Consider the following 11,780-nt stretch of genomic DNA (forward strand, 5'->3'; position numbering starts at 1 on the left):
CGGGCCGCGCCCGGCCCCTCCCCGCATCGCACACCCCCTCGCCTTCGGGAGTGCTCCCGTGATCGCCAACGCCGACGCGCTGCTGAAGCCCCTGACCATCAAGGGGCTGACCATCCGCAACCGGGTGATGTCCACCAGTCACGCGCCGGGCTACGGCCGCGACGGCAAGCCCCAGGAGCGCTACCAGCTCTACCACGCCGAGAAGGCCAGGGGCGGGATCGGGCTGACCATGTTCGGCGGCTCCTCGTCGGTCGCCCCCGACAGCCCGGCCGCCCCCTGGAACCAGATCTCCGTCGCCGACGACGCGGTGATCCCGTACTTCCGGCAGTTCGCCGACCGGGTCCACGCCCACGGCGGCAAGCTGATGATCCAGCTCACCCATATGGGCCGGCGCACCAAGTGGGACACCGAGCACTGGCTGCCGACGCTCGCGCCCTCGCCGCGCCGGGAGCCCGCCTCCCGCACCCTCCCGAAGGAGATGGAGGCCGAGGACATCGCTCGCGTCGTGCGGAGCTTCGCGGCGGCCGCGCGACGCTGCCGCGAGGGCGGCCTCGACGGCTGCGAGGTCTCGGCCGCCCACGGCCACCTGATCGACCAGTTCTGGTCGCCCGCGGTCAACCGGCGCACCGACAAGTATGGCGGCAGCCTGGAGAACCGGATGCGCTTCGGCATCGAGGTCCTGGAGGCGATGCGCGCCGAGGTCGGCGACGCTTACGTCATCGGCATCCGCATGTCCGGCGACGAGATGATCGCCGACGGCCTCTCGCAGGAGGATTGTCTCGCCATCGCGTCGGGATACGCCCGGCGCGGCCTCGTGGACTTCCTCAACGTCCTGGGCGGGCAGGCGCGGGACCACATCGCCCACGCGATCTCCCTGCCCAACATGTCCTTCCCGGTGGCGCCGTTCCTGTTCCTGCCGAGCGCGATCAAGCGCGAGGTCGACGTGCCGGTCTTCCACGCCCAGCGCGTCACCGACCTCGCGACCGCCGCCCGCGCGGTGGCGGAGGGCCACGTGGACATGGTGGCGATGACCCGGGCGCACATCGCCGACCCGCACCTCGTGCGCAAGCTCTCCGAGGGCCGGGCCGACGACATCCGCCAGTGCGTCGGCGCGGGCTACTGCATCGACCGGATCTACGTCGGCGGCGACGCCCTCTGCATCCAGAACGCCGCCACCGGCCGCGAGGCCACGATGCCGCACGAGATCCGCAGGGCGGATGTGCGCCGCCGCGTCGTAGTCGTCGGCGCGGGGCCCGCCGGGCTCGAGGCGGCCCGCGTCTGCGCCGAGCGCGGTCACGCGGTCGTGCTGTTCGAGAAGGGCGCCCAGCCCGGCGGACAGATCACCCTGGCGGCGAAGGCCGGCTGGCGCGAGGCGATGTCGGGCATCACCCGGTGGCTCGTCGGCCAGGTCACGAAGCTCGGCGTCGACCTGCGCCTGAACACGGCCGCCACCGAAGAGGCGATCCGCGCCGAGAAGCCCGAATTGGTGATCGTCGCCACCGGCGGCAGCCCGTCCCGCGGCCACGCCAAGGGGGCGGAGGCGCACGCCGTGACCACGGCCGAGGTGCTCTCCGGCGCGGTCGAGCCGACCGGCTCGGTCCTGCTCTACGACGAGATGGGCCAGCACAACGCGGCCTCGGTCGCCGAGCTCCTGGCCAAGCGCGGCTGCCTCGTGGAGATCGCCACCCACGACCGGATGGTGGCCGAGGAGGTCGGCACCACCAACCAGCCGATCCACCTGCGCGAACTCTACAGGCTCGGCGTGGTGATGACGCCGAACATGGAGCTGATCGAGATCTATCCCGAGGGCAACCGCTACGTGGCGGCCCTGCGCAACACCATGACCGACGCCGAGGAGGAGCGCCTCGTCGACCGCATCGTGGTGGATCACGGGACGCTCCCGGTGGACAGGCTCTACCACGGCCTCAAGGCTGGCTCGGTGAACCGCGGCCAGACCGACCAGGGGGCCCTGCTCCGCGGCGATCCGCAGCCCTTCGACCTGTCCGGGGGCTACGCCCTCCACCGGATCGGCGATGCCGTGGCCGGACGCAACATCCACGCGGCGATCTACGACGCCCTGCGGCTGTGCAAGGACATCTGAGCCGAGCCATGGCTGGTCCCGTCTCTCTGGCCACCGTGTTTCCCGGCCTCGTCTGGGCCATGGCGGCGCTGGCCCTCGTTCAGGTCGCGCGCCGGGCGACCCTCTGGCGGGCCGGCGCGACGGCCCCGGTGGCGTGGCTCGACGGCCTCGCCAAGCTGCCCCGGCGCTACCTCGTGGACGTGCACCACGTCGTTGCACGGGATGCCTACGCGTCGCGGATGCACGCGGTGGTGGCGGGCGGCCTGCTCGCCGCCTCGGTCCTGACGGCCCTGGCGATCCTGCCGCCGCTCGGCGGCTCCGCGCCCTACTGGATCCTCGTCGCCCTGGCCTTCGGCGTCACGGCCGCCGGGTCGCTGCTCGTCGGCGCCCGCCGCTACCCGCGCCGTACGCCGCGCCTCTCGTCCGGACGGTTCCAGATCCTGCCGGTCCTGCTCGTCGCCTACGCCCTCGGCGGCGCGGTGACGTCCCTCGCGCTGGCCGCCGGCGGCGGCTGCCTCCTCGCCCCGCTCGCCCTGGCGCTCGCGGCGGCCGGCGGGCTCGGCCTCGCCTTCGAGGTGCGCCACGGCCCGATGCGCCACGCGGCGGCGGGCGCCCTCCACCTCGTCGCCCATCCGAGGCCCGGCCGCTTCGAGGGGCGGCCCGACACCGCGCTCCAGCCCCTCGACCTCGCGGCGCCGCGCCTCGGCGCCGCGATACCGGCCGACTTCACCTGGAACCGGCTCCTCTCCTACGACGCCTGCGTCAGCTGCGGGCGCTGCGAGAGCGCCTGCCCGGCCTTCGCGGCCGGCCAGCCGCTCAACCCGAAGCGGCTCATCCAGGACCTCGTCGCCGGCCTGTCGCCGGCGGAGCCCGCCTACGCCGGCACGCCCTACCCGGGCGGCCGCGAGGCCGCGGGCGCGCGCGGACCCCTCGCCCGCCTGATCGGGCCGGATGCCCGGATCCATCCCGACACGCTGTGGTCCTGCACCACCTGCCGCGCCTGCGTCGAGGAATGCCCGATGATGATCGAGCACGTCGACGCGGTGGTGGCGCTCCGCCGCCACGAGACCCTGGAGCGCGGTGCCCTCCCCGAGAAGGCGGTCGCCCCGGTGACGGAGCTGCGCCAGGCCGGCGATCCCGGTGGCCGGCCGCTCCGGGCCCGCACCGACTTCGCCGCCGGCCTCGACCTGCCGCTGATCGCCGACCGGGAGAGCGCCGACGTGCTGCTCTGGCTCGGCGAGGGCGCCTACGATCTCCGCTACGGCCGCACGCTCCGGGCGCTGGTGCGGCTCCTGCGGGAGGCGGGCGTGGACTTCGCCGTCCTCGGCCCGGAGGAGCGCGACACCGGCGACCTCGCCCGGCGGCTCGGGGACGAGGCGACCTTCCAGGACCTCGCCCGCACGAACGCCGCGACGCTCGCCCGCCACCGCTTCCGGCGCATCGTCACGGCGGATCCGCACGCCCTGCACGCCCTGCGCAACGAGTACCCGGCCTTCGGCGCCTGCTACCCGGTGGTGCACCACACCGCGTTCCTCCTGGAGCTGGTCCGGGACGGGCGCCTGAACCCGGGGCGCCTGCCGGACCGGGCCGTGACCTATCACGACCCCTGCTACCTCGCCCGCTACAACGGGGAGACGGAGGCGCCCCGCGCCCTGCTCGACGCGATCGGGCTGACCCGGATCGAGATGGCCCGCTCCGGGCGCCGCGCCATGTGCTGCGGCGGCGGTGGCGGCGCCCCGGTGAGCGACGTCCCCGGCGAGCGGCGCATCCCCGACCTGCGGATGGCCCAGGCGGCCGAGACCGGCGCCGGAACCGTCGCGGTCGCCTGCCCGTCCTGCACGGCGATGCTCGAGGGCGTGACCGACCGGAGGGCCGAGATCCGCGACGTCGCGGAGCTGCTCCTCGAGGCGGTCGAGGCGGGACGATGACCCGGCCGCGCCGCGACCCGCGCGCCGAGCGGGCCGCCCTGCGCGTCGCTCCCCGCGACGCCGGAGGCCGGCCGCGCTACGACCGCACCGCGCCCCGGGCAGGCGGACGGCCGCGCCGCGACCCGCGCGCCGAGCGCGAGGGCCGGCGCGTCGCCGGCTTCGCCCGCCCGCGCTTCGACGTGAGCCAGCAGGACCGCGCGGAGGCACCGGTGGCGGTCCAGGCGGCCCGCCCGGCCCAGGCGGCCCCCGCCGTCGTGACGGTGGAAGACCCGGCCTTCCTCGTGGTCGCGGTGCCAGATTGCGCCGGCGGCCGGCTCTCGACCCACGACCGGCAGCTCCTCGGCGCCGCGCGCGTTCTCGCGGGCCGCGACGGCGCGGTCGTGCTGCTCGCCACCGGCGACTGCGCCGGATGCGGCGCGGCGGGCGCGGACCGTCTCGTCGCGCACGGAGACGGTGACCGGGCCTACGATCCGGCCGGCCGCGCCGCCCGGATCGCCGCGGCCCTGACGGCGCTCGATCCGCGGCACGTCCTGTTCCCGGAATCCCTCGACGGCGGCGACGTCGCCCGCCGGGTCGCGGTGCGGCTCGGCGCGCCGGTGTTCACCCAGGCCGAGGGCGTCTCCGCCTCCGGGCTGATCCGCCCGGCGCGGGGCCGCAGCGTCGAGCAGCGGGCCGCGCCGGGCCTGCTCGCCACCGTCGCGCCCGACGCGGTGGCCGAGTATGCCGGCCCGCCCCGCGAGGCGCGGCCGCTGACGGTCGCCATGGCGGAGCCCGCGCCCGCCGGGACGGCGATCCTCTCGGCGCAGCGCGTCCCGGCCGACCCGGCCACCGTGCCGCTCGCGCTCGCCGAGTTCGTCACCGCCGCGGGCAACGGCGTCACCGACCTCGACGCCTTCCGGCAGCTCGTCGCGGCACTCCGCGCGACGCCGGGCGCGAGCCGGGTCCTGTGCGATTCCGGGCTGATGCCGCGCCGGACCCAGGTCGGCGCCTCCGGCATCGTCCTGGCGGCGACCTGCTACCTCGCCCTCGGCATCTCCGGCGCGCCGCAGCACCTGCAGGGTGTCGCGGGCTGCGAGCACGTCGTGGCGGTCAACACCGACCTGCACGCGGCGATGATCGAGCGGGCGGGCCTCGCCGTCGTGCAGGACGCGCAGGCGGTCATGCCCGCCCTGCTGCGGCTCCTGGCCGAGGAGGCCGCGCGCCCGGAGGTCAGCCCGTGACCAGCGTCGTGCTCCTCTCCGCCGGACGGCATCCGGTCTCGGGCGCGACGGTCCTGCCGCGGCTGGAGGCCCAGGCGATCCGCGTCGCGACGGGCCTCGGCGAGGCCGTCGGCCTCCATGCCGGGCCGGACGCGGACGCCGTCGCGGACGCCCTAGGCCACGGTCTGTCCCGGATCGTGCACGTCCCCGTGCCGGCGGGGGCGGATCCGGTGCCGGCCCTCTCCGCGCGCCTCGCGGCGATGGCGCCCGGCCTGATCCTCGCCGGTCGTCGCGGCCAGGGGGGCGACGAGACCGGGACGGTCCCCTACGCGGTCGCGGAGGCCCTCGGCTGCCTCCTGATCCCCGATATCGTCGCCCTGGCGGCCGGCGACGCGGGCGCTTGGTCCCTCGACCAGACCCTCGGCCGCGGCGCGCGCCGCCGCGTGACCCTGCGCGGGCCGGTCCTGGCCACGATCCATCCCGACGCGCCCACGCCGCTCCCCTTCGCCTACGGGCAGGCGCGGCGCGGCGTGATCGAGACCGTGGTGGGGGACCCGACCGCGGCGTCTGCCCCCGTCCCGGCCTTCGAGGAACGCCCCTATCGCCGCCGGCCGAAACTCGTGAAAGGTGCGCCGTCCGGCAGCTCGGCGGCGGATCGGCTCAGGGCGGCGACCGGCGAGGCCGCGTCCGGCGGCGGGCGCCTCCTCGTCCGGCCCGAGCCCGACGCGGCCGCCCGGGAGATTCTGGCTCACCTGCGCCGGATCGGCGTCCTCGCGCCGCCGGCCCGCGAACCCCGATGAGGAACCCGATGCCTATGACCTCCGACGACCTCCTGGCCCGGCTGCGCGAGCGCGGGGTCGCCTACAAGCTCTACGAGCACGCGCCTGTCCTGACCGTCGAGGCGATGATGGCGGCCTGCGGCGACATCGTCGGCGCGCACACCAAGAACCTGTTCCTGCGCGACGGCAAGAAGACGTACTTCCTGGTCACGCTCCGTCACGACGCCCAGGTGGACCTGAAGGCGTTCCGGGCCGTCCTCGGCGCGCGGGGCGGCCTGTCCTTCGCCAGTGCCGAAGCGCTCGGCGAGCAGCTCGGCGTCGCGAGCGGCGCGGTCTCGCCGCTCGCCGCCCTCAACGCCGCGCCGGGCAGCGTGCGGATCTTCGTCCAGGACAGCCTACTCACGGAGGCGCGGATCAACGTCCATCCCCTGGTGAGCACGCGCACTCTCAACCTCACGCCGGACGACCTGCTGGCCGCGCTCCGCGCGGAGGGTCACGCGCCGGAGCCGTTCGCGCTGCCGGAGGCGGCGCAGGCGGCCTGACGCGGCCCCTGCGAGGCCCCCGCGGGACGTCGCGCTCAGCAGGCGGCGACGTTGACCGCGAGGCCGCCGAGGGAGGTTTCCTTGTACTTGGCCTGCATGTCGTGGCCGGTCTGGCGCATCGTCTCGATGACCTGATCGAGGCTCACGAAATGCACCCCGTCGCCGTGGAGGGCGAGGGAGGCGGCCGCCACCGCCTTGTTGGCGCCGAAGGCGTTGCGCTCGATGCAGGGGATCTGGACGAGCCCGCCGATCGGGTCGCAGGTCATGCCCAGATGGTGCTCCATGGCGATCTCGGCGGCGTTGGCGACCTGCCGCGCGTCGCCCCCGAGGACGGACGCGAGCCCGGCCGCAGCCATGGCCGCCGCGGAGCCGACCTCGCCCTGGCAGCCGACCTCGGCGCCCGAGATCGAGGCCCGGCGCTTGATCAGGCCGCCGATCGCCGCGGCGGCGAGGAGGTAGTCGCGACCGCGCGCCTCGTTCCAGCCGGGATAGAAGTCGACGATGTAGCGCAGCACCGCCGGCACGATCCCGGCCGCGCCGTTGGTCGGCGCCGTGACGATCCGGCCGCCGGACGCGTTCTCCTCGTTCACCGCCAGGGCGAACAGGCTGATCCAGTCCATAATCTCGTGGGCCGGCCGGCTGTTCGTGAGGCGGTTCGCCTCGAGGGTCTCGTGCAGGCGCTTCGCGCGCCGCCGGACCCTGAGGCCGCCGGGCAGCTCGCCGTCGATGCGCAGGCCGCGACTGATGCAGGCCAGCATGGCGTCGCGGACGGCGTCGAGCCCGGACTCGATCTCGGCCTCGCTGCGCAGGGCGCGCTCGTTGGCCATCTGGACCTGCGGGATCGTGAGGCCGGTCTCGGCGCAGATCCGCAGCAGGTCGGCGCCGCTCTCGAACGGGTGGGGCACCGCGACGGCGCCGGGGCCGCCGGTCTCCGCCGCCCCCTCCTCCTCGACGAAGCCGCCGCCGACCGAGTAGCAGACCACCTCGTCCAGCACGGAACCGTCGGCGTCGTGGGCGCGGAAGCGCATGCCGTTGGTGTGGCGGGGCAGGACCTCGGTGAAGTTGAACAGCAGGTCCTTCGTCGTGTCGAAGGCGACGCCCGGCAGTCCGATGGCGCCGGTCTCGGCCAGCGCCCGCGTGTAGCCCGCCACGGCGTCCGGATCGACGGTCGCGGGCTCGTGGCCGAGCAGGCCGAGGAAGATCGCCACGTCGGTGCCGTGGCCGCGCCCGGTCCAGGCGAGGGAGCCGAAGATCTCCGCGCTCACCCGCGCGACGCCGGGCCGGCCGGCGACGCGGTCGCGGAAGCGGCGCGCGGCCACCATGGGCCCGATCGTGTGCGAACTCGACGGGCCGATCCCGATCTTGAACAGATCGAAGGCGCTGATCATTGCGCGGCGGCTCTCTGCAGCGGGCCGGCCCCGAAGGCGGCCTCCTGCAGCAAGCCATACACGTAGGTCGCGAAGGACCGCCAGCACTCCACCCGGTATGTCGGGACCGGACCGGGGCGACGGATCAGCACGATCTCGGCCTTGCCGAGGAGCGTGCGGGTCGCGCTGCCCGCCGGGAAGGCGGCGTCGCCGAGGTCGAGGGGGCAGCCGGCGTTGAGGGCGATCGCGGCCGCGTCCCCGCGGACGTCGATGCCGACGTTGCGGTGCGACACGTCCACGAGGGCGTGCGCCCGGCCGGCGAGGTCGGCGCTCACGGCGGCGGCCAGGATGTCGGCATCCGTCTCGGGCGCGCCGATCAGCCACTCGTCGGGACCGAGGCGGGCGATCCAGCGCGTCGCGTCGCCCGACAGGGTGTTGATCGGGCGGTCGAGGGGGAGACCGGCCGCCGACACGAGCGGACTGCGCAGCCGCAGGGCGAAGCGCGACTCGGCTTCGGCCGGCCGGATCAGCAGGCCGGCGCCGGCCGGCGCGTCGGTGCGGCCGAGCGGGAGCGCCCGGGCGGTGCGGTAGCGGGCCTCAAGCATGGATGCGCTCCCCCTTGGGATCGAAGAACACCGGCTCGGTCACGGTCGCGGTGGTGAAGCCGTCCGGGGTCGTGACGTGGAGGGTCCGGCCGAGCAGGTCGCGCCCGCCCGCCACGAGCGCCAGCGCGATGGAGCGGTCGCAGTTCGCGCTCCAGTAGCTCGAGGTGACGTGGCCGAGCATCCGCATCGGGATCGGCTGGTTCGGGTCGGCGACGACCTGCGCGCCCTCGTCGAGGACGCATCTCGGGTCGTCGGTGACCAGCCCGACGAGCTGCTTGCGGCCGGAGGCGACCGCGTCGGGTCGGGCGAGCGAGCGCTTGCCGACGAAGTCCGTCTTCGCCTTGGCGATCATGCCGGCCAGCCCGACATCGTCCGGGGTAACGGTCCCGTCCGTCTCCTGACCGACGATGATGTAGCCCTTTTCGGCCCGGAGCACGTGCATCGTCTCGGTCCCGTAGGGGGTGATGCCGTGGGGCCGTCCCGCCGCCACCAGCGCCTCCCAGACCGCCAGCGCGTGGTCGGACGGGACGTTGATCTCGAAGCCGAGCTCGCCGGTGAACGAGACCCGGAACAGGCGGGTCGGCACGCCGCAGATCGTGCCGGAGCGCATCGCCATGTGCGGGAACGCCTGCGGCGACAGGTCGGTGCCCTCGACGAGCGGCGCGATCACGTCCCGCGCCTTCGGGCCCTGGAGGGCGATCACCGCCCACTGCTCCGTGGTCGAGGTGAGGAACACCCGGAGGTCCGGCCACTCGGTCTGGAGGTAATCCTCCATGTGGGCCAGGACTCGGGCGGCGCCGCCCGTGGTCGTCGTGACGTGGAAGCACTCGCGCGACACGCGCGCCACGACGCCGTCGTCGAGGATGTACCCGTCCTCCTTCAGCATCAGGCCGTAGCGGCAGCGGCCCGGCTCGAGCTTCGCCCAGGGGTTGATGTAGAGGCGGTTCATGAACTCGGCCGCGTCCGGGCCGACGATCTCGATCTTGCCGAGGGTCGAGGCGTCGAAGATGCCGACGCCCTCGCGCACGGCCTTGCACTCGCGGGCGATGGCCGCGTGAAGGTCCTCGCCCGGCTTCGGGAAGTACCAAGCGCGCCGCCACAGGGCGACGTTCTCGAACAGGGCGCCGTGGGCCTCCGCCCAGCCGTGGATCGGCGTGGTGCGGATCGGGTCGAACAGGGCGTGGCGCGCCGGGCCGACGAGGGTGCCGAAGGTGACCGGGGTGTAGGGCGGCCGGAAGGTCGTGGTCCCGACCCCGGGCAGCGCCTTGTCGAGCTGCCCGGCCACGATGCCGAGGGCGTTCATGTTGGAGGTCTTGCCCTGGTCGGTCGCCATGCCGGTCGTGGTGTACCGCTTGACGTGCTCGATGGAGTGGAAGCCCTCGCGCACCGCGAGCTTGATGTCCTTCGCGGTGACGTCGTTCTGGAAGTCCACGAAGGCGCGGACCTTGGTGGGGTTGGCGTCGGTCGGCATGATCCGGACCGGCTGGAAGCCCGTCGGCGTCGGCGTCGCCGTGAAGGCGCGCCGCGTCGCGGAGCCGGCCGCCGCCGCGCCCGCCACGTCGCCCTCGGCGAGGCAGGCCGCGAGGTCGTAGATTCCCCTGGCCGCCCCGGCCGAGCGCTCGGCCTGGGCCGACGTCGCGGGTAGGAAGGCGTCGAGGGCCGGATCGTAGGCGAGCTTGCCGCGGGACTGCGAGAACAGGTGGACCGCCGGCGTCCAGCCGCCCGACATGCCCACGCAGTCGCAGGCGAGACGGCGACGGGCGCCGACCCGCCCGTCGCTCCCGATCGGCGCCACGAGGAGTCCCGTGACGCGCGAGCGGCCCCTGGACCCGACCACCGTGTGGCCGGTCAGGACGGTGATCCCGGCCGCCCGCAGGCGCGCCGGCTCGGACCCGCAATCGGCCTCGAGGCGCAGGTCGACTACGGTCACGTCGGCCCCAGCCCGCTTGGCGTCGAGGGCCGCCACGTAGGCTGAGGCGCCGCTGGTCGCGAAGACGATGCGCCGTCCCGGCAGGACGCCGTAGCGGTTGATGAAGACCCGCACGCTCTCGGCGAGCAGGATGCCCGGGCGGTCGTTGTCGGCGAAGACCAAGGGCCGCTCGTGCGACCCGCCGGCGAGCACGACCTCGCCGGCGCGCACCTGCCAGAGCCGCTCGCGCGGCGCCTTCGCGGACCCGGCTTGCAGGTGGTCGGTGACCCGCTCGGCCAGCGCGACGTGGTTGTGGTTGTAGTAGCCGAAGGCCGTCGTGCGCGGCAGCAGGATGACGTTCTCCCGCCCGTCGAGGTCGGCGAGGGCGGCCTTCAGCCACTCCGCGGCCGGGCGACCGTCGATCTCGGAGGTCACGTCGTGCAGGAGGCTGCCGCCGGGCTCGGCGCCCTCGTCGGCGAGGATCACCCGCTTGCCGGTCCTCGCCGCCGCCAGCGCCGCCGCGAGGCCGGCCGGCCCTGCGCCGACGATCAGGACGTCGCAGTGGGCGTGGCGGTTGGCGTAGCGGTCCGGGTCGGCCTCGGTCGGCGCCTTGCCGAGACCGGCGGCGGCGCGGATGAACGGCTCGTAGACCCGGTCCCAGAACTTCCGCGGCCACATGAAGGTCTTGTAGTAGAACCCCGCGACGAAGACCGGCGACAGGAGGTCGTTCACCGCGCCCACGTCGTAGCGCAGGGACGGCCAGTGATTCTGCGACTGGGTCCTGAGGCCTTCGCGCAGCTCCACAACCGAGGCGCGGTTGTTCGGGTCGACCCGTCCGGGTCCGCGATCCACCGACAGCAGGGCGCTCGGCTCGTCGGGGCCGTGGCTCAGGATGCCGCGGGGCCGGTGGTACTTGAACGAGCGCCCGACGAGGTGGATGCCGCCGGCGAGCAGGGCCGAGGCGACGGTGTCGCCCTGGTAGCCCTCGACCGTGCGGCCGTTGAAGCTGAAGCGGACTGGGCGCGCGCGGTCGATGCGGCCGCCCCGGGCCAGTCTGAACGGCTGTGCCATCACGCCCTCGCCTCGGTGTCGGTGGAACGGGAGGGCGCGGCGCCCGCGGGGTAGGTCTCGAGGAATCGGTCGCTCACCGTGTCGCGCAGGGCGTTGAACCAGCGGCCGCAGCCGTGGGCGTGGTTCCACCGCTCGGCGTGGACGCCCCGCGGGTTCGCCCGCACGAACAGGTGCTCGGCCCAGGCCGCGTCGTCGAGGGCGGCGGGGTCGGCCGGCCGGGCGACGTGCGCCTGGCCGCCGCAGCGGAACTCGGTCTCGGGTCGGTTCCCGCAACACGGACAGGCGATCAACAGCATCGGG

The 11,780-nt window shown here is 74.7% G+C and carries 9 protein-coding genes; 5 read left to right on the forward strand and 4 right to left on the reverse strand.

The features are described from left to right. The first annotated feature begins 58 nt into the window (after nt 1-58). Genes LOK46_RS13820 through LOK46_RS13840 form a run of 5 tightly spaced genes read left to right on the forward strand, consistent with a single transcriptional unit; the run spans nt 59 to nt 6,528 of the window. Nucleotides 59-2,101, forward strand: coding sequence for an NADH:flavin oxidoreductase (locus LOK46_RS13820; protein ID WP_273564284.1), 2,043 nt, complete (start codon nt 59-61; stop codon nt 2,099-2,101). A gap of 8 nt (nt 2,102-2,109) precedes the next feature. Next, nucleotides 2,110-4,008, forward strand: a complete 1,899-nt coding sequence (locus LOK46_RS13825; RefSeq protein WP_273564285.1) for a DUF3483 domain-containing protein — start codon at nt 2,110-2,112, stop codon at nt 4,006-4,008. Further along, a complete protein-coding gene (locus LOK46_RS13830) occupies nt 4,005-5,228 on the forward strand; it encodes an electron transfer flavoprotein subunit alpha/FixB family protein (protein ID WP_273564286.1) in 1,224 nt (407 codons plus the stop codon). Before LOK46_RS13825 ends, LOK46_RS13830 begins: the two co-directional genes overlap by 4 nt. Further along, on the forward strand, nt 5,225-6,007 hold the full coding sequence (locus LOK46_RS13835; protein ID WP_273564287.1) for an electron transfer flavoprotein subunit beta: 783 nt from the start codon (nt 5,225-5,227) through the stop codon (nt 6,005-6,007). Before LOK46_RS13830 ends, LOK46_RS13835 begins: the two co-directional genes overlap by 4 nt. A gap of 8 nt (nt 6,008-6,015) precedes the next feature. After that, on the forward strand, nt 6,016-6,528 hold the full coding sequence (locus LOK46_RS13840) for a prolyl-tRNA synthetase associated domain-containing protein (RefSeq protein WP_273564288.1): 513 nt from the start codon (nt 6,016-6,018) through the stop codon (nt 6,526-6,528). Nucleotides 6,529-6,563: 35 nt separating this feature from the next. On the opposite strand, the gene LOK46_RS13845 is transcribed toward LOK46_RS13840, so the two are convergent. From LOK46_RS13845 to LOK46_RS13860, 4 genes are read right to left on the reverse strand one after another with little or no spacing between them, the layout of a single operon-like run. Beyond that, entirely contained in the window at nt 6,564-7,916 is a 1,353-nt protein-coding gene (locus LOK46_RS13845; RefSeq protein ID WP_273564289.1) for an L-serine ammonia-lyase, read from the reverse strand. Beyond that, nucleotides 7,913-8,500 carry a sarcosine oxidase subunit gamma gene (locus LOK46_RS13850; RefSeq protein WP_273564290.1) on the reverse strand — a complete coding sequence of 196 codons (588 nt, stop codon included), beginning with the start codon at nt 8,498-8,500 and terminating at the stop codon, nt 7,913-7,915. The genes LOK46_RS13845 and LOK46_RS13850 overlap by 4 nt, the downstream gene beginning before the upstream one ends. Next, the gene (locus LOK46_RS13855; protein WP_273564291.1) at nt 8,493-11,480 is read right to left on the reverse strand and encodes a sarcosine oxidase subunit alpha family protein; all 2,988 of its coding nucleotides are present in this window, start codon (nt 11,478-11,480) and stop codon (nt 8,493-8,495) included. Before LOK46_RS13855 ends, LOK46_RS13850 begins: the two co-directional genes overlap by 8 nt. Next, complete coding sequence (locus LOK46_RS13860; RefSeq protein WP_273564292.1) at nt 11,480-11,776, reverse strand: sarcosine oxidase subunit delta; 297 nt, start codon at nt 11,774-11,776, stop codon at nt 11,480-11,482. Before LOK46_RS13860 ends, LOK46_RS13855 begins: the two co-directional genes overlap by 1 nt. Nucleotides 11,777-11,780: the final 4 nt, after the last annotated feature.

Source organism: Methylobacterium sp. NMS14P (genome assembly GCF_028583545.1).
Taxonomy (GTDB): Bacteria; Pseudomonadota; Alphaproteobacteria; order Rhizobiales; family Beijerinckiaceae; genus Methylobacterium.